Origin of the sequence: Methylobacterium sp. 1030 (genome assembly GCF_040544715.1) — a bacterium.
Classification (GTDB): Bacteria; Pseudomonadota; Alphaproteobacteria; order Rhizobiales; family Beijerinckiaceae; genus Methylobacterium.
The window spans coordinates 56953-77601 of sequence record NZ_JBEPKM010000012.1; the positions used below are offsets into that span (position 1 = coordinate 56953).

At 71.9% G+C, this 20649-nt stretch carries 20 protein-coding genes; 8 read left to right on the forward strand and 12 right to left on the reverse strand.

The annotated features are described in order from the left end of the window. Window positions 1-33: 33 nt before the first annotated feature. Together ABIC30_RS18520 and ABIC30_RS18525 are read left to right on the forward strand one after the other, a co-directional pair. A complete protein-coding gene (locus ABIC30_RS18520; RefSeq protein ID WP_043712583.1) occupies window positions 34-1278 on the forward strand; it encodes an MFS transporter in 1245 nt (414 codons plus the stop codon). Beyond that, on the forward strand, window positions 1275-2228 hold the full coding sequence (locus ABIC30_RS18525; protein ID WP_020093121.1) for an alpha/beta hydrolase family protein: 954 nt from the start codon (window positions 1275-1277) through the stop codon (window positions 2226-2228). The genes ABIC30_RS18520 and ABIC30_RS18525 overlap by 4 nt, the downstream gene beginning before the upstream one ends. A gap of 44 nt (window positions 2229-2272) precedes the next feature. On the opposite strand, the gene ABIC30_RS18530 is transcribed toward ABIC30_RS18525, so the two are convergent. Further along, window positions 2273-2698 carry a Ros/MucR family transcriptional regulator gene (locus ABIC30_RS18530; RefSeq protein ID WP_103985256.1) on the reverse strand — a complete coding sequence of 142 codons (426 nt, stop codon included), beginning with the start codon at window positions 2696-2698 and terminating at the stop codon, window positions 2273-2275. A gap of 473 nt (window positions 2699-3171) precedes the next feature. On the opposite strand from ABIC30_RS18530, the gene ABIC30_RS18535 reads away from it, so the two are divergent. Beyond that, entirely contained in the window at window positions 3172-3873 is a 702-nt protein-coding gene (locus tag ABIC30_RS18535; RefSeq protein ID WP_020093119.1) for a GntR family transcriptional regulator, read from the forward strand. 10 nt (window positions 3874-3883) lie between these two features. On the opposite strand, the gene ABIC30_RS18540 is transcribed toward ABIC30_RS18535, so the two are convergent. Further along, window positions 3884-4300 (reverse strand): nuclear transport factor 2 family protein, encoded by a 417-nt coding sequence (locus tag ABIC30_RS18540; RefSeq protein ID WP_020093118.1) that lies wholly within the window; start codon window positions 4298-4300, stop codon window positions 3884-3886. A 196-nt stretch (window positions 4301-4496) separates the two neighbouring features. Between ABIC30_RS18540 and ABIC30_RS18545 the strand changes: the two genes are divergently transcribed. The 4 genes from ABIC30_RS18545 to ABIC30_RS18560 are packed head-to-tail and all read left to right on the forward strand — an operon-like array spanning window position 4497 to window position 9931. Further along, the gene (locus ABIC30_RS18545; RefSeq protein WP_354455917.1) at window positions 4497-5678 is read left to right on the forward strand and encodes an ABC transporter substrate-binding protein; all 1182 of its coding nucleotides are present in this window, start codon (window positions 4497-4499) and stop codon (window positions 5676-5678) included. A gap of 8 nt (window positions 5679-5686) precedes the next feature. Beyond that, window positions 5687-6556: a branched-chain amino acid ABC transporter permease gene (locus ABIC30_RS18550; RefSeq protein ID WP_020093116.1), complete on the forward strand. Its 870-nt coding sequence runs from the start codon at window positions 5687-5689 to the stop codon at window positions 6554-6556. A gap of 4 nt (window positions 6557-6560) precedes the next feature. Beyond that, a complete protein-coding gene (locus tag ABIC30_RS18555) occupies window positions 6561-9029 on the forward strand; it encodes a branched-chain amino acid ABC transporter ATP-binding protein/permease (protein WP_026604921.1) in 2469 nt (822 codons plus the stop codon). Window positions 9030-9040: 11 nt separating this feature from the next. Further along, window positions 9041-9931, forward strand: coding sequence for a polysaccharide deacetylase family protein (locus ABIC30_RS18560; RefSeq protein ID WP_020093114.1), 891 nt, complete (start codon window positions 9041-9043; stop codon window positions 9929-9931). Window positions 9932-9953: 22 nt separating this feature from the next. Here ABIC30_RS18560 and ABIC30_RS18565 read toward each other — a convergent pair whose 3' ends face one another. The 5 genes from ABIC30_RS18565 to solA all read right to left on the reverse strand — a co-directional run bounded on the left by ABIC30_RS18565 (window position 9954) and on the right by solA (window position 14459). Continuing rightward, entirely contained in the window at window positions 9954-10733 is a 780-nt protein-coding gene (locus ABIC30_RS18565) for an amino acid ABC transporter ATP-binding protein (RefSeq protein ID WP_042674771.1), read from the reverse strand. Between the two features lie 4 nt (window positions 10734-10737). Next, window positions 10738-11589, reverse strand: a complete 852-nt coding sequence (locus ABIC30_RS18570) for an amino acid ABC transporter permease (protein ID WP_020093112.1) — start codon at window positions 11587-11589, stop codon at window positions 10738-10740. Then, window positions 11586-12335: an amino acid ABC transporter permease gene (locus tag ABIC30_RS18575; RefSeq protein WP_020093111.1), complete on the reverse strand. Its 750-nt coding sequence runs from the start codon at window positions 12333-12335 to the stop codon at window positions 11586-11588. The genes ABIC30_RS18570 and ABIC30_RS18575 overlap by 4 nt, the downstream gene beginning before the upstream one ends. 37 nt (window positions 12336-12372) lie before the next feature. Continuing rightward, window positions 12373-13215, reverse strand: coding sequence for a transporter substrate-binding domain-containing protein (locus ABIC30_RS18580; protein WP_020093110.1), 843 nt, complete (start codon window positions 13213-13215; stop codon window positions 12373-12375). 71 nt (window positions 13216-13286) lie between these two features. Beyond that, window positions 13287-14459, reverse strand: coding sequence for an N-methyl-L-tryptophan oxidase (solA, locus tag ABIC30_RS18585; protein WP_502915847.1), 1173 nt, complete (start codon window positions 14457-14459; stop codon window positions 13287-13289). 194 nt (window positions 14460-14653) lie between these two features. Here solA and ABIC30_RS18590 point away from each other — a divergent pair, with 194 nt between their 5' ends. Beyond that, on the forward strand, window positions 14654-15610 hold the full coding sequence (locus ABIC30_RS18590; protein WP_056533280.1) for a GlxA family transcriptional regulator: 957 nt from the start codon (window positions 14654-14656) through the stop codon (window positions 15608-15610). 24 nt (window positions 15611-15634) lie between these two features. On the opposite strand, the gene eutC is transcribed toward ABIC30_RS18590, so the two are convergent. The 5 genes from eutC to ABIC30_RS18615 form a co-directional block, all read right to left on the reverse strand. Continuing rightward, entirely contained in the window at window positions 15635-16414 is a 780-nt protein-coding gene (gene eutC / locus ABIC30_RS18595) for an ethanolamine ammonia-lyase subunit EutC (protein WP_354455919.1), read from the reverse strand. Beyond that, complete coding sequence (locus ABIC30_RS18600; protein WP_354455920.1) at window positions 16411-17814, reverse strand: ethanolamine ammonia-lyase subunit EutB; 1404 nt, start codon at window positions 17812-17814, stop codon at window positions 16411-16413. The genes eutC and ABIC30_RS18600 overlap by 4 nt, the downstream gene beginning before the upstream one ends. A gap of 97 nt (window positions 17815-17911) precedes the next feature. After that, window positions 17912-18616: a L,D-transpeptidase gene (locus ABIC30_RS18605; RefSeq protein ID WP_354455921.1), complete on the reverse strand. Its 705-nt coding sequence runs from the start codon at window positions 18614-18616 to the stop codon at window positions 17912-17914. Window positions 18617-18873: 257 nt separating this feature from the next. Continuing rightward, window positions 18874-19635: an SDR family NAD(P)-dependent oxidoreductase gene (locus ABIC30_RS18610; RefSeq protein WP_287080023.1), complete on the reverse strand. Its 762-nt coding sequence runs from the start codon at window positions 19633-19635 to the stop codon at window positions 18874-18876. Window positions 19636-19656: 21 nt separating this feature from the next. Continuing rightward, on the reverse strand, window positions 19657-20649 hold the full coding sequence (locus ABIC30_RS18615) for an acetamidase/formamidase family protein (protein WP_012320259.1): 993 nt from the start codon (window positions 20647-20649) through the stop codon (window positions 19657-19659).

A 20649-nucleotide genomic window follows, 5' to 3' on the forward strand; every position in this document is an offset into this window, starting at 1 on the left:
CGTCTCCGAAGGCGACAGCCAACGGAGGCCGCGATGGCAACGATCGGGCGCGCGCGCGCAGGGCGACGGGGCGGGTTGCCGGTGGTGCCGGTGGCGGTCGCGGCCGGCCTGGTTCTGAGCGGCGCGATGGGCATCCGGCAGACCTTCGGGCTGTTCCTCGGGCCCTTCTCCCTCGAGACCGGCATCCCGGTGGCGACGACCGCCCTCGCCATCGCCCTGCACAACCTCGTCTGGGGCTTCGCGCAGCCCTTCGCGGGCGCGGCGGCGGACCGCTACGGGGCCGCGCCGGTCGTCGCCCTCGGCGCACTGGTCTACGCGGGCGGCCTCGTCCTGACGGCGCTCGCGCCGGCGGCGCCGACGCTGCTGCTCGGCCTGGGGCTGCTGGTCGGGATCGGGATCAGCTGTACCAGCTTCGGCGTCGTCCTGACCGCGGTCGGTCGCGCCTCCGCACCGGAGCGTCGCAGCGCGGCTCTGGGCCTCGCGAGCGCCGGCGGCTCGCTCGGCCAGGTGCTGCTCGTCCCGTTCGCGCAGTCCGTGACCGCGGTCGCGGGCGTGAGCGCGGGGCTCCTCGCGCTCGCGGCGATCATCGTCGCGCTCGCGCCGCTCGGTGTCGCGCTCGACCGCGCGCCCCGCGCCGGCGTGCCGGACGGCTCTTCGGCGGCCGGCAGCCTGTCCGAGGCGCTCCTGCGGGCGTGGCGGCACCCGGGCTACCGGCTGCTGACGCTCGGTTTCTTCACCTGCGGCTTCCAGCTCGCCTTCATCGCGACCCACCTTCCGGGGTACCTCGCCCTCTGCCACATGCCGGCGGGCCTGGGCGCGACCGCGCTGGCGCTGATCGGCCTTTTCAACATGGCCGGGAGCTGGGGGTGCGGCTGGCTCGGCGGCCGGTACCGGCCGCAGCACGTCCTGGTCTGGCTCTACCTCATCCGCGCCGCCGCGATCGGCACCTTCCTCGTCGCGCCGAAATCCGAGGCTGTCGTCCTGGCGTTCGCGGCCGTGATGGGCCTGACCTGGCTGGGCACGGTCCCGCTGACGAGCGGCCTGGTGGCGCGGGTCTTCGGGATCCGTCACCTCGGGACGCTGTTCGGGATCGTCTTCCTCAGCCACCAGATCGGCTCGTTCCTCGGGGCGTGGCTGGGGGGCGTGGTTCTGGAGGTCTCCGGATCCTACGATGGGGTCTGGCTCGCCACGGCCCTCGCGGGCCTGATCGCCGCGCTCCTCCACCTCCCGATCGACGATCGTCCGGTCCCGGCGGCCACCGCCGAGGGGGTCCGATGACGCCCGTCCGCCACGCGCCCGCCGCGACCGCCGGTGTCGACGCGCGACCCGTGGCGATCGCCTGCCGCGACGGCTACCGGCTCCGCGGTCACCTCTGGCGCCCGGGCGCGAGCGGGTCGCCGGGCCGGGGCACGATCGTCGTCAACCCGGCGACCGGCGTCCGCGCGCGCTACTACTACGCCTACGCGCGGTTCCTGGCCGAGCGGGGCTTCGTCGTGCTCACCTACGATTACCGCGGCATCGGCGAATCGCGGCCCGCGCGCCTGAGGGGATCCGGCATCCGCTGGCGGGACTGGGGCGAGCTCGACTTCGACGCCGCCGTCCGATGGATTCGGCAGCGCGAGGCGGGGCCGCTCACGGTCGTCGGCCACAGCATCGGCGGCTTCCTCCCCGGCTTCGCCGAGGCCGCGGGCGCGGTGGACCGCATCCTCACCGTCGGCGCGCAATTCGCCTATCGCCGCGATTATCGCGCCCGCGAGAGGCTCAGCATGATCGCGAAGTGGCACCTGCTGATGCCGTGCGTCACCGCCGTCGTCGGCTACTTTCCCGGCCGTCGGCTCGGATGGCTCGAGGATCTGCCGGCCGGCGTGGCCTACGAGTGGGCATTCCGCGGGCGGCGCATGGAGGCGAGCTACCCGGCCGCCGAGCGCCCCGCCCTCCTCGCCCGCTTCGCCGCCGTCCGCGCCCCGATCCTGGCGGTCGGTACGCCGGACGACCCGTTCGGCACGCCGGCGGCGATCCGCCGGGCCCTCGGCTACTACGTGTCGAGCCCGCGCATCCAGGTACAGCTGACCCCGTCCGCGATCGGCGCGGAGGCGCCCGGCCATTTCGGCCTGTTCCACGCGCGCAGGAGCGGCGGATTCTGGGCCGACACGCTGCGCTGGCTGAGCGACGGGCAGAATCCCTGGCCGGACTCCGTGATCGATCCGGGTCGCCCGATCCCCGCCTGACCGCGTGTATCGCGGCGAACCGCTCCGGACGCGATTGAGAGGGCCTATCCCGCCCTGTGTCGCAGCTGCAGCGATCGCGCGATCTCCGAGCGCTTGGCGGCGTAACCCGGAGCCACCATCGGATAGTCGCGCGGCAGCCCGTACTTGGCGCGATACTCTTCCGGTGTCAGCCCGTAAGCCGTCAGGTGACGCTTGAGCGTCTTGTAGGACCTGCCGTCGATGAAGCTGATCAGGCCCTCGGCCTGGATGGACGCGCGGATCTCCCGCGCGGTGGCGGCCTCGGGCGTCGCGACCGCGCGCGCCGGTCCCGCGCTGATCTGGCTAAGCATTTCGTACGTACTGGCTAAAATCTCACAGAGTTGGACAGGGGATACCGGATTCCGGATCACGTAGGCGCAGACGATCTTGATTGAATTTCTCAAGGACGAGTCAGAAAATTCTCCCGCACCGGCACCAACCTCAGGTAGCATACCTGCCATTCTCCCTCTAAACGCACCTCACGAGAGTTGTATATCAATTTTCGCATGTCAATCCTTCATCTTGATTGAGCTTCAAAAAAGAACATCGTGACCACTATTCTACTTATAGAAACAGTGGCTACAAAATTTCTCAACCAGAAAGTGGCTCCATCCTCCCCGCTGATCTGGGTACCGAACAGGTTGCTGGACTGGATCTGCGAGACGTCCGTGGCGGCGACTTTGTCGGAAGCGATCGCGCCGGTCCCGCACGGGACGCCCACGGACGCGGATGGAAGCGCGATCGGCGGAGTTCGCGCACGGCGGACGGTCGCCGACGACGCTGGCGCGACCGTTGCACCTCGGGTCCCAGGTCTGCGAAGAGCCCAGCCGGCACGGGACCGGATGCGGGGCGCCGGATCGCGTCGAGAGAGGATCATGACGGATCAATCCGCACGGACACGGGCGACAGAGTCCGGACGCCGTCCATGAAGGCGGGAGACGAGGGCGATCGCGTCGGGGCGATCTGCCAGGCCCTGAGGCGGGCCATCGTGGAACGGGCGCTCGCCCCCGGCGACCGGCTGCCGGAGGACGCCCTCGGCGAGCGGTTCGGGGTGAGCCGCACCATCGCCCGGCAGGCCCTGCTGCGGCTGGCCGGGGAAGGCTTGGTCGATCTGCGCCGCAACCGCATCGCCGTCGTGGCGACGCCGAGCTGGGAGGAGGCGCGCGACACCTTCGACGTGCGCCTCGGCCTGGAGCGGCTCGTGGTCCGCCGCCTCGCCGGGCGGCTCAGCGCGGAGCAGCGTCAGGTCCTGCTGGACCAGATCGCGCGCGAGGAGGCCGCACGGGGCGGCCCCGAGGCGCTGTCGATCCGGCTCGCCACGGAGTTCCACCTGATGCTCGCCGAGATGACCGGCAGCGCCGTGCTGATCCGGTACGTCGCGGAACTCGGCTATCGCTGCGCCCTGATTCTGTCCCTCTACAGCCGCCCGCATTCCTCGGACTGCGCCGTGAGCGAGCACCGGGACATCGTCGCCGCCCTGGTCTCGGGCGATGCCGAGCGCGCCGCCGCGCTCATGGACCACCACCTCGACGCGGTCGCCGACCGGGCGCGGATCGTGCCCCCGGCCCCGCGCGAGCGCGATCTGGCACGCCTGCTGGCGCCCTACGTCGCGGGCGGCGGGGCCTGAGCCCGCCGCGTCAGGCCGTGAGGCCGTGCTTGGTCAGCAGGCGCTCGGCGCTGTCGTTCCAGACCTCCATGCCGACGATCAGCCCGTCGCGCACGGTGAAGCGGTCGACGTAGCGGTTGCCCTCGAAGGGCGTGCCGTCCGGCCACGCGCCGTACAGGGTCCCGAGGCTGTAGACCGTGGTGACGCCGTCGCCCGGCACCACGTCCAGCCGCTCCATCCGCTTCTTCACCCAGGCGTAGCGGCCGGCATTGAAGGCCGTGACCTCGGACGGATGGTTGAACACCCGGGCGCCGGTGAACACGATCCGGGTGCCCGGGGCCATGTAGCGTGCGGCCGTCTCGGGATCGGGCACCATCGAGGCCTCGAGATAGGCGGTGACGTTGGCGGCATCGCGGGCGGTCGCCGCATCGTGGGTCATGTCGGTCATGCAGGCCTCCTGTCGGCCCAACGTGCCGCAAAAGGCCGGCCCGTGCATGCAGGAAGTGTATGCACTTTGACGCCAGATTGAGCACAGATTGCCTCCGAGGATACAGGCACCGGTCTGTGCAGCGGCCGAAGCGGCCAATTCCTGGTGGCATGGAGGTTGCGCAAAGCAGGCTGCGCCCCGCCCTCGGAGACATGCCATGGCCTCCTTCCTGCCCCCGACCCTGCGCCGCTTCGCGGTGACGACGAGCGCGCTGCTCGGCCTCGCCGTCTCGACCGCGCAGGCGGCCGACACCGTCAAGATCGGCCTCGTGACCGCCCTGAGCGGCCAGTCCGCGAAATCCGGCGAGGCGATCTCCCGCGGGATCGGGCTCGCCATCGACGAGATCAACGCCAGGGGCGGCGTCCTCGGACGCCCCCTCGAGCTCGTGGCCCGCGACGACGAGGCCAACCCGTCCAAGGGCGTGCTGGCGACCCGCGAGTTGATCCAGCGGGTCGGCGTCGTCGCGGTGGTCGGCGGCCTCGACACGCCGGTCTCGATGGCGATCGTGCCGATCGCCAACCAGATGAAGGTGCCGTTCATCGGCCCCTGGGCGGCCGGCACCGGCATCACCCGCAACGGCGCCGCCGACAACTACGCCTTCCGGGTCTCCGCGGTCGACGCCCTCGTCGACGAGGCGCTGGTCGCCTACGCGGTGAAGACCTACGGGGCGAAGAAGCCCGGCATGATCCTCGTCAACAACGCCTGGGGCGAGTCGAACCAGAAGGGCCTCAAGGACGCCCTGCAGGCGGCCAACCTCCCGGCGGCGGGCATCGAGAAGTACGAGGCCAACGACGTCGACATGGTGCCCCAGCTGTCCCGGCTGAAGGAGGCCGGGGCCGACGCGCTGTTCCTCGTCGGCAATGTCGGGCCCTCGGCCCAGGTGGTGAAGTCGCTGGACCGGATGGGCTGGTCGGTGCCGGTCGTCTCGCACTGGGGCCCGGCGGGCGGCCGCTTCGACGAGCTCGCCGGCCCGAGCGCCGGCAAGGTCCATTTCATCCAGACCTTCACCTTCGCGGGCAACGCGTCGCCGAAGGCGAGCGCGGTGCTCGACGCGCTCAAGGCCAAGTACCCGGCGATCAAGTCGATGGCCGATGTCACCCCCGCCGTCGGCATCGCCAACGCCTACGACGCGACGCACCTGCTGGCCCTCGCCATCCAGGCCGCCGGCTCCACCGAGGGCCCGAAGGTCCGCGACGGCTTCTACAAGATCGGCACCTATCCGGGCCTGATCAAAACCTACGCCACGCCCTTCGCGCCCGGCCAGCACGACGCGCTCGGGCCGAACGACTACGTGTTCACCCGCTTCAAGGACGGTGAGATCGTCGCGGTGACCAACTGAGCCCGGCGATGCTGACCTCCATCCTCGTCAGCGGCCTCGGCCTCGGCAGCATGTACGGGCTCGTGGCCCTGGGCTTCCACGTGACCTACGCGGTGTCGGGGACCGTGAACTTCGCGCAGGGGAGCGTCGTCACCCTGGGCGCGGTCCTGGCCTACGCGCTCGGCGTCACCCTCGGCTGGCCGATGCCGGCCGCGATCGTCCTGGCGCTCGCCGGCTGCGCCCTGTTCGGCCTCGTGGTCGAGCGGGCGCTGGTCCGCCCGTTCGTTGCGCGCGGCTCGGACGCGTGGCTCCTGGCGACGGTGGCGGGCGGCATCGTGCTCGACAACACCGTGCTGTTCACCTTCGGCAAGGAGCCGCGCAGCCTGCCCTCGCCGCTGGCCACGAAGCCGGTGGAAATTCTCGGGACCGGCATCTACCCGCTGCAGCTCGTGATCCCGGTGGTCGGGATCGCCCTTGCCTTCGCGATCCGCACGGTGTTCCGGAAGACCGATCTCGGCCGCGTCCTGCTCGCCGTGGCGCAGAACGCCGACGCCGCCCGGCTGATGGGGATCGACGTGCGCCGCACCGTGGCCTGCGCCTTCGCGCTCTCGGCAGTGCTCGCCGGCATCGCGGGCCTGCTGATCGCGCCGCTCTTCTCGGTCTCGGCCGAGCTCGGCACGCTGTTCGGCATCAAGGCCTTCGCGGTCGCGATCCTCGGCGGCATCGGTTCCGCCACCGGGGTGATCCTGGCGGGGCTGCTCTACGGCCTCGTCGAGGCCGGCGTCACCGCGACCCTGGGCTCGACCTACACGCAGCTCGTGGTGTTCTCGGTGATCATCCTGGCCCTCACCCTGCGCCCCGACGGCCTGCTCGGCCGCGCCGCGGTCAACAAGGTCTGACGCGATGCCGTACCTGCGCTCAGGCCCGGCGATGCGGCTCGGCATCGCCGGCCTCACCGCCGCCGCGCTCGGCCTCGTGGCGCTGACCGCCGGCTACAGCCACTTCGTGATCGCCCTCATGGCGCTGACCACGGTCGCGGGCGTCGGCCTCAACGTGCTCCTCGGCCTGACGGGGCTGATCTCTTTCGGCCAGGCCGGCTTCTACGCGATCGGCGCCTACGCGAGCGCGATCCTGACGCTCCACGGCGTCAGCTTCTGGCTGGCGCTCCCGGCGGCGGCCCTGATCGCGGCGCTCGTCGGCGGCCTCGTGGCGGTGCCGGCGATGCGGGTGAAGGGCCCCTACCTCGCCATGCTGACGATCGCCTTCGGCTTCATCGTCGAGCACGGCCTGATCGAGGGCGGCGAGCTGACCGGCGGCCAGAACGGCCTCGTTGTGACCGACGCGCCGAGCCTCCTCGGCGAGCCGCTCTCGCCGGCCGGCCTCGCGGTGCTGGCGGTGCTCGCCGCCGGGGCGAGCCTCGCCGTGTTCGACATCCTCGCCCGCAGCCGCCTCGGCCGGGCGATGCGCGCCGTGCGCGACGCCGACGTCGCCGCGGCGGCTCTGGGCTTCGACCCGGTCCGGGTGAAGACCCTGGCCTTCGCGATCTCCGCCGCCCTGACCGGCCTCGCGGGGGCTGTCCTGCCGCCGCTGATGCTGTTCATCGCGCCGAGCTCGTTCCCGTTCTCGCAGTCGATCCTGTTCGTCCTCTCGGTGATCGTCGGCGGCGCCGGCACGGTGCTCGGCCCGCTCCTCGGGGCCCTCGTCACCGTGCTGCTGCCGGAGGCGCTGTCCGGCCTCGCCGAGTACCGCCTGCTGTTCTTCGGCGTCGCGACCCTCGCGGTGCTGTGGCTGGTGCCCTCGGGGCTGGTCGGCAGCCTCGCCCGCCTGCTGCCCCGGGGCCGGGACGCGCCGGCCGCCGCCGAGGGCGAGGAGGTGCCGCTGCCCGGCACGGCGGCGCGCGAGGCCCTCGTCCTCGAGGGCCTCGGCATCCGCTTCGGCGGCATCACGGCGGCGGACGGCGTCGACCTCACGGCGCGGCCGGCGGCCGTCACCAGCGTGATCGGCCCGAACGGGGCCGGCAAGACCACCGTGCTCAACATGGTTTCGGGCTTCTACCGCCCGAGCGCCGGGGCGATCCGGCTGGGCGGGCGCGACCTCGCCGGGCGGCCGGCCCACGTCGTCGCCCGCGCCGGCATCGCGCGCACCTATCAGACCACGCGCCTGTTCGGCTCGCTGCCGGTGGCCGACAACGTCGCCCTCGGCCTCGCGCCGGGCCGGCTGTGGCGCCGCGCGCGGGCGCGGGACCGCGCGACGGCCGCCGCGCTCCTCGCCTTCGTCGGCTACCGGGGCGCCCTCGACCGCCCGGCCGCCGAGCTGCCCCACGTCGACCGGCGGCTCGTGGAGATCGCTCGAGCGCTCGCCGGCAGCCCCGCGGTGCTACTCCTCGACGAGCCCGCCGCCGGCCTGTCGCGGGCCGACACCGACCGGCTGGCCCGGCTGATCCGCCGGATCGCCGACAGCGGCGTCGCGGTGGTGCTGGTCGAGCACGACATGCCGCTGGTGATGGGCATCTCCGACCACATCCTCGTCATGGATGCCGGCCGCCCGATCGCGCGCGGCACGCCCGCTGAGATCCGGCGCGACCCGGCGGTGCTGCGCGCGTATCTCGGCGGCGCCGACACCCCGGCCCGGCCGCGGAGCGCGCCGTGGCAGGGACCGGCGGACGCCGTCCTCTCGGTCCTCGACCTGACCGCCGGCTACGGCGCCGCGCCCGTCCTCGACGGCGTCCATCTCGACGTGCGGCCCGGCGAGACCGTCGCGCTCCTGGGCGCGAACGGCGCCGGCAAGTCCACGGCGATGCGGGCGCTGGCGGGGCTGCTGCGCCCGGTCGCGGGATCGGTCGTGTTCGACGACCGGCGCGTCGACGCGCTGCCCGCCCACCGGATCGCCCGCGGCGGCCTCGTCCTGGTGCCAGAGGGGCGGCAGGTCTTCCCGGAGCTCACCGTCGTCGAGAACATCCGCCTCGGCGCCTTCGGGCGCGGGTCGCCGATCGACCCGGCCGAGGTCGAGCGCCTGCTCGACCGGTTCCCGCGGCTGCGCGACCGGGCGGCGAGCCGGGCGGGCCTGCTCTCCGGCGGCGAGCAGCAGATGCTGGCCATCGCCCGCGGGTTGATGGCGCACCCGCGCATCCTGCTCCTCGACGAGCCGTCGCTGGGCCTCGCCCCGGCGATGATCAACGCCCTCTACGCGACCGTGGCCGAGCTGCGCGACGAGGGCGTCACCATCCTGATCGTGGACCAGATGGCGGCGCTGGCCCTCACGGTCGCCGACCGCGGCTACGTGCTGGAGCAGGGCCGGGTCGTCGCGCGCGGAACCGCCGCGGAGCTGTCGGCGGACAAGGGGCTGGAAGCGGCCTATCTCGGTGCGGCGTAACGGGGGCTCTGATGGACACGAATGCCGGACACGGTCGCTACGGCTACAGCGCCCTCCCCGACCGCCCGGTCTACGACTGGCCGGAGGGCAAGCGGCTGGCCGTCTATGTCGGGCTGAACCTCGAGACCTTCGCGTTCGGCGAGGGCCTGGGCGCCGAGCTGGCGCCCGGCGGCCCGCAGCCGGACGTGCTCAACTACGCGTGGCGCGACTGGGGCAACCGGGTCGGCGCGTGGCGGATCGCCGAGATGCTGGACGCTCTGGCGATGCCGGCGAGCGTGCTCGTCAACAGCAACCTCTACCGGGACTGCCCCGGGCTGATCGAGGCGTTCCGGGCGCGGGGCGACGAGATCGTCGGCCACGGACGCACCAACGCCGAGCGGCAGGGTACCCTCGACGAGGACGCGGAGCGGGCCCTGATCGCCGAGACGACCCGCGAGATCGCCGCGCGGGAGGGCCGCCCCCCCGCCGGGTGGCTCGGGCCGTGGATCTCGCAGTCGCGGGTGACGCCCGATCTCCTCGCCGAGGCCGGGTACCGCTACCTGCTCGACTGGGACCACGACGACCAGCCGACCTGGTTCAAGACCCGCGGCGGCGGCCGCATCCTGACGGTGCCCTACCCGCAGGAACTCAACGACATCCCCGCGATCGTCGCCCGCAAGGAGACGGGCCGCCAGTTCGCCGAAGCCATCGTCGACGCCTTCGAAGAAATGCTGGAGCAGTCTCGGGGCGCGCCGCTGGTGATGGGCATCGCGCTCCATCCCTACATCGTCGGGCGCCCGCACCGGCTGCGGCCCCTGCGGCAGGCGCTCCGGCACATCGCAGACCGCCGCGACGCCATTTGGCTCACCACCGCCGGGGCGATCGCCGACCACATCGTGGCGCGGGAGGCCGCGCCGCGCTGACGCGGCCCTGACCCCGGCGGGCTCAGAGCACCTGCGACAGGAACCGGCGCGTGCGCTCGTCCTGGGCGGAGGCGAAGAAGGTCGCGGGCGGGCCGTGCTCGACGATGACGCCGCGGTCGGTGAAGTAGATGTGGTCGGCGACGTCGCGGGCGAAGTTCATCTCGTGCGTTACGAGCATGCAGGTCATGCCCTCCTCGGCGAGTTCCCGGATCGTCACCAGCACCTCCTTGACCGTCTCCGGATCGAGGGCGGCGGTGACCTCGTCGAACAGCATCACGTCCGGCCGCATCGCCAGCGAGCGGGCGATGGCCACGCGCTGCTGCTGGCCGCCCGACAATTCGCCCGGATAGGCGTTCTCCTTGCCGGCGAGCCGGACCTTGGCGAGGAGCGCCCGCGCCCGGGCCTCGACCTCGCGCTTCTCCTGCCCGAGGACGTGGATGGGGGCCATCATCACGTTCTGAAGCGCGGTCTTATGCGGGAACAGGTTGTACTGCTGGAACACCATGCCGACCTTGCGGCGCAGCGCCAGCTTGTCGAGCCGCGGATCGGTCACCTCGATCCCCTCGACTTGGATCGAGCCCGCGCTCACCGGCACCAGGGCGTTGACGCAGCGGATCAGCGTCGACTTGCCCGAGCCCGAGGGGCCGATGATGCACACCACCTCGCCCTTGCGGACGTCGAAGCTGATTCCCTTCAGCACCTCGAACGTCCCGAAGGATTTGTGCACGTCGACGACGCGGACGATCGGCTGATCGGGGGTCCAGCTCGGGGACGGGGTGGCGGCCAGGGTCGCGCGCGTCATGGTCTCAGCGGGTCTCGAAGCGGCGTTCCAGGGCGGCGGTGAACCGGTCGATCGGGTAGCAGTAGAGGAAGAAGCAGAGCAGCGCGAAGCCGTAGAGCGGCGCGAACAGCTCGGGGCGGCCGCCCTCGGCGGCGTGCACCTGCGCGGTCAGCGTCAGCATCTCGGTGACGCCGACGATGGAGGCCTGCACGGTGGCCATCGCGATGAGCGAGTAGACGTTCATCCAGGGCGGCAGCATGCGCTTCGCGCACTGGGGCAGGATGATGCGCCACATCGTCTGGCGCCGGGTGAAGGCCAGGGATTCGGCGGCCTCCCACTGGGTGTTGGGCACCGAGCGCACCGCACCGCGGACGATCTCGGCGACGTTGGCCATGACCGGCAGGCTGAAGCCGAAGGTCGCCTTGACCCAGTCGGGCAGCGGCACGCGGACGCCGAACACAGTGACCTGGAACGGGACCAGGAACATCACGAAGAACAGCAGGACCAGCCAGGGCACGTTGCGGAAGACCTGCGTGGCGCACCACGCGAGACGGGGCAGGACCCGGCCCTCCGCCAGCATGGCCAGACCGAGCCCGATGCCCGCCACCGTGCCGATCGCCATCGCCATCAGCGAGATCGCGACGTTGAAGGCGAAGCCCGTGAGCAGGAGGGGCGCCCACTTGATCACCACCTCCAGCGGCGACAGCGCGGCGGCCCCGCCCTGCGCCCAGGCCGGGACGGCGACGAGGGCGAGCGCGGTGAGCAGCCAGAGATGGGCCGGGCGCAGGCGCGCCGCCGCGCGGTCCCTCGGGAGCGCGAAGGGCAGCAGCACCGGCAGGTCGCCCGGTCGCCCGCCCCGCGGATCGGCAGCTTTCATCGGCCGTATCCCGGGATCCGCAGGGCGCGTTCCCAGCGGTGCATGATCCAGACGAGCACGCCGACGAGGACCGCGTAGGTCGCGAGCAGCACCAGCATCATCTCCAGCACGTTCTGCGATTCGGACCAGATCTGCTTGACCGCGTACAGCGTCTCCGGGACCGCGATGGCGTAGGCCAGCGTGGTGGTCTTGAGGAGGTTGATCAGGTTGTTGTTGAGCGCCGGCAGGCAGACGCGCAGGGCCAGCGGCAGGACGACGTACCGGTAGGCCTTGAAGCGGGTGTAGCCCAGGGCCTCCGCGGCCTCGACCGTGGTCCGCGGCACCGCCTCGATGCCGGAGCGGAAGATCTCCACGTTGAACGCGCCCGCGAACAGCGACAGCGAGATGATCGCCCACTGGACGTTGTTGAGGATCGGCGCGCGCAGCCCGTCCGCCGAGCGGATGTCCGGCAGCAGCGTCCCGAGGCCGAAATAGAAGAAGAAGATCTGCACGAGCGGCGGCGTGTTCCGGAAGACCACCACGAAGCCGTTGACCAGCGCCCGCAGGACGCGCGACGGCCCGCTCTGCAGGAGCGCGCCGACGGCGCCGATGACGAGGCTCGCCAGGATCGTGCTGATCCCGAGGAGCAGCGTCATCCGCAGGCCGGCCACGTACCGGCCCCAGTCGTAGGGATCGTAGAAGACCGTGAAGTTGAAGCCCGTGGTCTCGTAGAGCTGCTGGAACCACGCCTGGATCGTGGCGATCATCGCGGGCTAACGCTCGGTGTTGTCGCGCAGAACCGCATCAGTTGGTCGCGTTCTTGTACTTCTCGTGCATCGCCTTCGAGTAAGCGGTCGGCTCGATGCCCCACTTCTTCTCCTCGTTGACGATGAAGCCGGTCTTCATCCAGTCCTTGGTGGCGTCCTCGACCGCGGCCTGGAGCGTGGTGTTGCCCTGCGCCACCGCCATCATCCACGGGGCGTCGAGGATGCCCTTGAGCGGCAGCGCGTAGTTGGCCTTCCAGTCGTCGTCGAGCAGCTTACCCTGCAGCATGCTCTGGTCGTAGACGTAGCCGATGCAGTTGCCCTGCTTGAGCGCGAAGAGCGGCTTCTCGGACCCGTCGAAGGCGACGATCTCCGCCCCGTAGGTCCGCGCGACGTCCTTGTTGTACCAAGCGCCCGAGGTGGCGCAGAGCGGCTTGCCCTTGAGCTGCGCCCAGTCGGTGATGCCGGACGACTTGGGCAGCAGGACGTTCACGAAGTCGGAATAGTAGTTCGGGTCGATCGCCTGCACCACGCGGCGGCGCTCCGGCTTGTCCGACAGGGTGGCGATCAGCAGATCGACCTTGCCCTGCTGCAGGAACTCGATCCGGTTGGCCGAGACGACCGGCACGAGCTCGAGCTTCACGCCGAGCCGCTTGGCGAGGTCGGCGGCGAGGTCGGGCTCCAGGCCGATGATGGTCCCGCTCGGGTCGCGGAAGCCGAACGGCTTGTAATCCGCCTTCACGCCGACGATCAGCGTTCCGCGCTTCTTGATCGCGTCGACGCCGTCGGCGGCCGTGGCCCGGCCGGGCAGCGCGACGGTCGAGAACGCCGCGAGCGCGGCCAGCGCACCGGTGGTCAGAAGGGTGCGGACGGTGAGACGCATCGGATCTTTCCTGCTCGGGTCGACGGATCTTGGCATGGTTTCAAGCAATCCACGAGCCATTGGCCGGCGCATCAACTGAAACGTGCCAGAGCGAAGGGCTTGAGATCGACGGTGCTACCGGTCCCAGCCAGCTCCGCGGCGACGGCCTCGCCGATGCCGGCCGAGTGCTTGAAGCCGTGCCCCGAGCAGGCGGAGACGACCAGGATCCGCTCCATCGCGGGATGCCGGTCGATGATGAAGCCGCGGTCGGGGGTCACCGTGTAGACGCAGGCGGCGGCCTGGACGACCTCCGGGGTCGCGCCGGCCAGCCGGTTCGCGACGCGCAGCCGGTACATGTCGTCGGATTCCGACGGATCGACGCGGCGCTCCACCCCGTCGGCGGTGGTGGTGGTGCTGTACTGCTCCGTCGCGACCTTGATGGACCCGTCGAGCGGCGGGAAGCCGTAGAGGTATTCCGTGTCGCTCGTCCCGTACATCCAGATGAAGACCGGCGCGTGCGGCCCGTAGGCGGTCTCGTCCGCGAGCGCGTACCAGTGCAGCAGTTGGCGACGGACGGTCAGGAGCCGGTCGAACGGGCTCCCGAGCAGGGGGGCCGTCCAGGCGCCCGCGGCCACGACGGCGCGGTCGGCCAGGATGGTCTCCTCCGCCGTCTCGATGCGGACGCCGCTCCCGTCCTGCTGCAACCCGACCACGGTGCAGTTGGTGCGGATCTCGGCGCCCGCGGCACCCGCGCGGCCGAGCTGCGCCGCGAGGCAGCGCTCCGGGAAAACGTAGCCGCCGCCCGGCTCGTAATAGGCCTTCTCGTCGCCCGCGAGGTTCAGGAATTGCGGGAAGCGGCGGGCCACCTCCGCCCCTGTCAGCACCTCGTGGACGATGCCGGCGCCCTCCGCAGCGCTGATGGACCGGCCCACGAAGTCCGGTTTGCCGTGGTGCGAGGAGACGCCGTGGCCCGGGGCCATGACGAGCGCCCCGCAGGCGTTCAGCAGGGTCTCGCCCGTCTCGGCCTCCAGCTCGCGCCAGATGCGGTGCGAGGCGGTGACGAAGGGGACGTAGTCGGCGCCCTCACCGACCGCCTGACGGGTGATCCGCGTCTCGCCGTGGCTCGACCCGAGCGCGTGGGGCGGCGCGAAGCGGTCGAGCCCGATGACCGCGGCGCCCCGCTTCGCCATCTGATAGAGCGCGGCGCTGCCCATCGCGCCGAGACCCAGCACGGCGACGTCGTAGCGGCGGCTCACGGCCGACACTCCCGCTCGCTTCCGGGACGGGCCGCCGCGGCGGCGCGGAACGGAGGAAGATCGGCAGGTCGAGGCATCCGGAAGCGATCTCGCGCGGGACGGGGTAACGGCACGCAGCATGATCAATGCCGAGGCGGGCGTTTGACTGAAACGGACGGCTTCCTGCACGTTTGAGCCATCGAGGAGCGGAGGGGGCGTGCGAGATGGAGGCGGAGACCGGGGACCGCCCGCAGGAGATCGGCTTCATCCTCGTGCCCGGCTTCGCGCTGCTGTCCTTCGCTTCGGGGTGCGAGCCGTTCCGGGCGGCCAACGAACTTGCCGGGCGCCCGCTCTACCGCCTGCGCTACTTCGGCGAGTCGGAGGGCTCAGTGGCCGCCTCGTCGGGCGCCGAGGTCCCCACCGAGGCGCTGCCGCGCCAGCGCGGCCACCTTCACACCCTCTTCGTCTGCGCGGGCGGCGAGCCGACCGGGTGGGACAGGCCCGAGATCCACGCGACCCTGCGGCGGATGGCCCGGCTCGGCGTCCGCATCGGCGGCATCTCGGGCGGTCCCTACCTGATGGCCGAAGCGGGCCTGCTGGCCGATCGCGCGTTCACGCTCCACTGGGAATATGCCGGTGCCACGGTCGAGACCTTCCCGGAGGCGCGCCTGAGCCGGGCGCGCTACGTCGCCGACGGCGATCGCCTGACCTGCGGCGGCGGCGTCGCGCCCCTGGAGATGGCCCACGCCCTGATCGCCGAACGCATGGGCGAGGCCTTCGCCCGGCGCGTCTCCGACTGGTTCCTCCACACCGCCATCGGCGCCGCCGACGACCCGCAGCGGGCCTCCGCGGTCGAGCGCTACGGAATCCACCATCCGGCTCTGCTGGCGGTGCTGGAGACGATGGAGAAGACCGTGGAGGCGCCGCTCGGCCGCCTCGCCATGGCGCGCCTCGCGGCGATAAGCCCGCGCCACCTCGACCGGCTGTTCCTCGACAAGCTCGGGCTCAGCTTCTCGGCCCAGTACAGGGCGATTCGCCTCGCCCACGGACGCCGCCTTCTGCGCCAGAGCCCGCTCAGGATCGGGGAGATCGCGACGGCCTGCGGCTTCACGAGCGCGGCCCATTTCGCCCGCTGCTACCGGTCCCAGTTCGGATGCAGCCCGTCCGCGGAGCGCGCGTGACGTCCGCCCGGGTCGTCCGAGCGGTCAGTCCCGCGCGGCCTGCAGCGCCTTCGGGTCTGCGGGATCGTCCCGGCGCAGCGCGACGCCGCTGGTGCCCTGGGCCAGCATCGCCCGCAGCAGCGCCTCCATCTGCGCGGCGGCCGCCTCGACCGCCAGGCCGCCCTCCCGGATGTTCGAGATGCAGTTCCGCCGGGAATCGGGCAGCCCCGGCGCCGGGCCGAACGTGACGTAGCAGCCCAGGCTGTCGGAGGCCGACAGGCCCGGCCGCTCCCCGATCAGAACCACGACGCAGCGCGCCCCGAGTCGCGCACCGATCGGATCGCCGATCGCTACACGTCCCTGGCTCGCGACGACCACCGGCGCGAGGCGCCAGCCGGCCCGACGCACCCGCCCCGCCAGCGCCGCCGCCGCCGGGACCGCGTTCAGCGCGACCGCCGTCGCCGACAGCCCGTCCGCGATCACGATCGCCACGTCGAAGCCCGCCCCGTGCCCGTCGAGCACCGACCCGGATTCCGGATCGAGGGTGCGGCCCCTGTCCGGCCGGCGCAGGTACTCCGCCCGGTCGGTCACGGCGGAGCGGACCTCCACCGCGTCGAGGCCCTGCGCCCGCAGCCCTTCGCGGATCGCGGCCGCGTCCAGGGGCGTCCACACCGCCTCGCGGGCGCGGGCATGGTCGAGCCCGAAGGCGAGCGCCGCGCCGGTCGGCAGGCCGGCCCCGTGCGCGCCCAGCGCGACGCGCGCCTGGGTCAGCCCGCGCAGGTCGCGCAGCGTCGGCGGGCCCGGACGGGCCGGCTCGCCGCTCATGCCGCCCGCCCGGGCAGGAGCCGGGACGCCTCCGCCAGGGCCGGGGGCAGCGCGCCCGTCGCGCTGGCCAGCCGGCCCTGCCCGTCCGTGATGCCCACGGCCCGCAGCCACGCCTCGAATTCCGGGGCCGGACGGCGACCCAGGGTCTCGCGGGCGTAGACCGCGTCGTGGTGCGACAATGACTGGTAGTTCAGCATCACGTCGTCCGCCCCCGGCACCGTGATGACGAAGTTGACCCCGGCCGCGCACAGCAGGGTCAGGAGCGCGTCCATGTCCTCGCCGTCGGCGTCGGCGTGGTTGGTGTAGCAGACGTCCACGCCCATCGGCAGGCCGAGCAGCTTCCCGCAGAAGTGGTCCTCCAGCCCGGCGCGGATGATCTGCTTGCCGTCGTAGAGGTACTCGGGACCGATGAAGCCCACGACCGTGTTGACGAGCAGCGGGTCGAACTCCCGCGCCACCGCGTAGGCGCGCGCCTCCATGGTCTGCTGGTCGACGCCCCAGTGGGCGTCGGCCGAGAGTGCCGAGCCCTGGCCGGTCTCGAAGTACATGAGCTGCCCGCCCTCCGGGCAGCGGCCGAGCGCGCGGGCAGCGTCCGAGGCCTCGCGCAGGACGGCGAGATCGACGCCGAAGCCGGCATTGGCCTTCTGCGAGCCCGCCACCGACTGGAACACGAGGTCGACGGGCGCGCCGCGGGCCATGGCCTCGATCGCCACGGTGACGTGGCCGAGGCAGCAGTGCTGGGTCGGCACGTCGAGGCGCAAGCGCAGGGTCTCGAGCAGCTCGACGATGCGGATGTAGTCCGGCAGGGAATCGGTGGCCGGGTTGACGCCGATGACCGCGTCGCCCGAGCCCATCAGCAGTCCGTCGAGCGCCGAGAGCAGGATGCCCTCGGACGAGTCGGTCGGGTGGTTGGGCTGGTTGCGGGTGGCGAGGCGCCCGGGCAGGCCGATCGTGGAGCGGAAGCGCGTCACCACCGGCCGCTTGGCGGCCACCGCGACGAGGTCCTGCAGGCGGCAGATCTTGGAGACCGCCGCGACCATCTCGGGCGTGAGGCCGGACGCGAGGGCAGAGAGGGCGTCCGCGTCGGCGGCGGGCGCGAGCAGCCACTCGCGGAAGGCGCCGACCGTCAGGGATGAGACCGGCGCGAAGGCCGCCGGGTCGTGCCGGCGGGCGATGAGGTCGGAGACCTCGTCCTGGTCCGAGGGGATCAGCTCCTCGGCCAGGAAGGTCTTGAGCGGCAGGTCGGCGAGGGCGATCTGCGCGGCCAGGCGCTCGACCGGCCCGTCGGCGCAGAGCCCGGCGAGCTGGTCGCCCGAGCGCTCCGGCGTGGCCTTGGCGAGCAGGCTGCGCAGGTCGGGGAAGGTGAAGCGTGTGCCTTCGATCGTCGTCGCGTAGGCCATGCGGGCGCTCCCGGCGCGCTGTCGGACCTCAGGGACCCCGATCCTGCAGGATGTCGGGGCCGCCGGGAAGCGGGGACGGCGCGGGCGCGGCCGGCCCTCAGGCCGGCAGCACGACCACCTTCGTCTTCACCGGCGTGCGCGCGTAGAGGTGGATCATGTCCTGGCTGAGCAGGCCGACGCAACCGCTGGTGATGCCCGTGCCGATCGATTCGGCGTCGCTGCTGGCGTAGATCGTGTAGAGCGTATAGGCGCCGTTCTGGTAGAGGTGCAGCGTGCGCGCGCCGAGCGGATTGTCGAGGCCGCCGGGCATGCCGCGGGCGTATTTCGCGGCCTCGGGCTGGCGCCGGATCATCTCCTTGGGCGGGGTCCAGGTCGCCCACTCGGACTTGCGGCCGACATAGGCGTTCCCGTTCCACAGGAAGCCCTGGCGGCCGACATTGGCGCCGTAGCGGGTGGCGGTGCCGTCACCCTCGATGCGGTAGACGTAGTAGTTGGCGGGATCGACCACGATCGTGCCGGGCGCTTCCGACGAGGCGTACTGGACGGTCCGCCGGTAGTATTTCGGGTTGACCTTGCTGACGTCGACCGCCGGGATCGGGAACTTCTCGTTCGGCATCGGCCCGTAGGTCTTCGCCGCCTCGGCCATGAGCAGGGTGTCGGTCGTCCCGCACCCGCCGAGCGAGAGCGCGCCGATCCCGAGGGCCGAGCCGGCCAGGAACGACCGGCGGCTGAGAACTCCCGCCTCGCTTCCGAGGCGCCCGCGCCCGTCGAGCCCGCCGGCCTCGCGATCGTCCGTCATCATCGCCCTGGACTTCCCTGTCCTGCAGCCCGGCGCGACCGCGCGGCGTGCCACCGCCGCGCGAACGGCCAAGCTTGAGAGTGCCGCGTGCCAGCGCGCGTGGCAAGCTTGTCTTTACCGGGTTGAGAGCGGCCGAAATGCGTCGCAAGTGTGGTGAGTCCTCGCGATCTCCGGACTTCCTCGCTGAACGACCGTGCTGAACGCGCCGGGTGTGCTTCGGAAGCCCCAGGTGTCCCGGCGCGGGGCGAGGCCGATCGGCGTCAGAACTGCACGCCGCGGGTCAGGCTGCCGTCGACCACGAGGTTGGTTCCGGTGATGAAGCTGGCGGCCGGGCTCGCCAGGAAGACGGCCGCGCGCGCCACCTCCTCGGGCCGCGCCATCCGGCCGGTCGGGTTCAGCCGGAGCGCCTCGGCGAACAGCGCCGGGTTGCCGGTCTCGATCTGGTGCCAGACGCCGCCCGCGAAGTAGGTGTTGCCGGGCGCGACCGAGTTGGCGCGGATGTTCCGGGGCGCGAGCTGGAAGGCGAGGCCCTGCGCGTAGTGGATCAGCGCGGCCTTGAAGGCGCCGTAGGGACCGGCCGCGAAGTCGATCTCGCGCCCGGAGACGCTGGAGATGACGACGATCGCGCCCGCCTCGGAGCGCTCGAGGTACGGCATCGCCGCCTCGACCGCCGTGACGGTGCCCATCATGTCCACGGCGAAGCCGCTCCGCCACGCCGCCTCGTCGCCGCCGACCGCGAGGGCGCTGACGTTCGGCACCACGATGTCGAGGCCGCCGAGCTCCTCCGCGGCCTCCGCGACCCAGCCGCGCAGGGCCGCGGAATCGGCGACGTCGACGGCGCGCCCGGTCGCCGCCACGCCCCTGGCACGCAGGGCCGCCACCTTGGCGGCGACCTCCGCGGCGTTGCGGGCGCAGAGGGCGACCGCGGCCCCCTCGTCGGCCAGCAGGTCGACGATCGCCGCGCCGATCCCCTTGGTGCCGCCGGTCACCAGCGCGCGGCGGCCTCTCAGCCCGAGATCCATGCCGTCCTCCTCCGTCGCCGATCAGGCGTGGGCGATCGCCTTCGTGATCGAGGCGCCGAGCGTGTATTTCGGATCGACCATGTTGCCGAGCCGGACGCGCCCGCACTGGGTGAGCAGCATGTAGGCGTCGATCTCGTCGAACCCGAAATCGGCCGCGAGCCAGCGAACCAGCTCCCGGTAGGCGATGCGCGCGGCGTCCTCCATCGGCCGGGCCGAGCCGATCGTCATGTAGAAGTCGGCGGTCTCGAGCCGCGGCCAGCGGAAAGTCCAGCCCTTGATCAGGTCGATCTGCACCGTCGTGTGGGTGGGGTGCTCCACCGCGACGCCGCAGAGCTCGCCGTCGCCCTGCGCGGCGTGGCAGTCGCCGAGATAGAGGAGCGCGCCCGCGGTATTCACCGGCAGGTAGATCACCGCGCCGACGCCCACGTCCGGCAGGTCCATGTTGCCGCCGTAATAGTCCGGCTGCAGCGACGAGATCGCCTCGATCTCCGGCGAGGTGCCGATCGTGCCGATGAACGGCTGGTAGGGCAGCGTGATCCGGTCGCTCCAGCGCACGCCGGTCTCGGCTGTGACCTCGAGCTTGCGCACCCGCTCGGGGAGGGACGGGTTGAGGAGCGCTGTGTCGCCGGTGGCGACGAGGCCGCCGAATTCCGGCATGATCAGCGTCGTGCCGCAGGGCTGCGGGCCGCGCGGCCGGATCGAGCGGATCGCCACCGCGAGGCAGTCGCCCTTCTCCGCGCCGTTCACGTAGATCGGCCCGTTCTGCGGGTTGAGGTAGGGAAAGTTCAGAATCTGCGTCGGGCTGTCGGTCTCGTGGCGGATCTTGCCCTCGAACGCGTCGTGGGTCTCGACCGTGACGACGGCGCCGGGATCGACGGTCAGCACCGGCTCGGCGAAGGGCCCGTAGACGTAGTGGTAGCGGCCCTGCTCGGCCTCGGTGATCGTGTGCTCCTGGCCGGGCTTGCCGCCCGCGACGCCCTTGCGGGCCATGATGGACTGGTCGAGCCACTGCAT

What these genes read in the sequence shown, in the direction of transcription:
- eutC (WP_354455919.1), bottom strand. Translation starts at nt 16,414, where the DNA reads ATGAGCGGCGAGCCGGCCCGTCCGGGCCCGCCGACGCTGCGCGACCTG.
- ABIC30_RS18580 (WP_020093110.1), bottom strand. Translation starts at nt 13,215, where the DNA reads ATGCGTCTCACCGTCCGCACCCTTCTGACCACCGGTGCGCTGGCCGCG.
- ABIC30_RS18550 (WP_020093116.1), top strand. Translation starts at nt 5,687, where the DNA reads ATGCTGACCTCCATCCTCGTCAGCGGCCTCGGCCTCGGCAGCATGTAC.
- ABIC30_RS18570 (WP_020093112.1), bottom strand. Translation starts at nt 11,589, where the DNA reads ATGAAAGCTGCCGATCCGCGGGGCGGGCGACCGGGCGACCTGCCGGTG.
- ABIC30_RS18525 (WP_020093121.1), top strand. Translation starts at nt 1,275, where the DNA reads ATGACGCCCGTCCGCCACGCGCCCGCCGCGACCGCCGGTGTCGACGCG.
- ABIC30_RS18545 (WP_354455917.1), top strand. Translation starts at nt 4,497, where the DNA reads ATGGCCTCCTTCCTGCCCCCGACCCTGCGCCGCTTCGCGGTGACGACG.
- ABIC30_RS18530 (WP_103985256.1), bottom strand. Translation starts at nt 2,698, where the DNA reads ATGCTACCTGAGGTTGGTGCCGGTGCGGGAGAATTTTCTGACTCGTCC.
- ABIC30_RS18520 (WP_043712583.1), top strand. Translation starts at nt 34, where the DNA reads ATGGCAACGATCGGGCGCGCGCGCGCAGGGCGACGGGGCGGGTTGCCG.
- ABIC30_RS18560 (WP_020093114.1), top strand. Translation starts at nt 9,041, where the DNA reads ATGGACACGAATGCCGGACACGGTCGCTACGGCTACAGCGCCCTCCCC.
- ABIC30_RS18600 (WP_354455920.1), bottom strand. Translation starts at nt 17,814, where the DNA reads ATGGCCTACGCGACGACGATCGAAGGCACACGCTTCACCTTCCCCGAC.
- ABIC30_RS18610 (WP_287080023.1), bottom strand. Translation starts at nt 19,635, where the DNA reads ATGGATCTCGGGCTGAGAGGCCGCCGCGCGCTGGTGACCGGCGGCACC.
- ABIC30_RS18565 (WP_042674771.1), bottom strand. Translation starts at nt 10,733, where the DNA reads ATGACGCGCGCGACCCTGGCCGCCACCCCGTCCCCGAGCTGGACCCCC.
- ABIC30_RS18540 (WP_020093118.1), bottom strand. Translation starts at nt 4,300, where the DNA reads ATGACCGACATGACCCACGATGCGGCGACCGCCCGCGATGCCGCCAAC.
- ABIC30_RS18535 (WP_020093119.1), top strand. Translation starts at nt 3,172, where the DNA reads ATGAAGGCGGGAGACGAGGGCGATCGCGTCGGGGCGATCTGCCAGGCC.
- ABIC30_RS18615 (WP_012320259.1), bottom strand. Translation starts at nt 20,649, where the DNA reads ATGCAGTGGCTCGACCAGTCCATCATGGCCCGCAAGGGCGTCGCGGGC.
- ABIC30_RS18605 (WP_354455921.1), bottom strand. Translation starts at nt 18,616, where the DNA reads ATGATGACGGACGATCGCGAGGCCGGCGGGCTCGACGGGCGCGGGCGC.
- ABIC30_RS18590 (WP_056533280.1), top strand. Translation starts at nt 14,654, where the DNA reads ATGGAGGCGGAGACCGGGGACCGCCCGCAGGAGATCGGCTTCATCCTC.
- ABIC30_RS18575 (WP_020093111.1), bottom strand. Translation starts at nt 12,335, where the DNA reads ATGATCGCCACGATCCAGGCGTGGTTCCAGCAGCTCTACGAGACCACG.
- ABIC30_RS18555 (WP_026604921.1), top strand. Translation starts at nt 6,561, where the DNA reads ATGCCGTACCTGCGCTCAGGCCCGGCGATGCGGCTCGGCATCGCCGGC.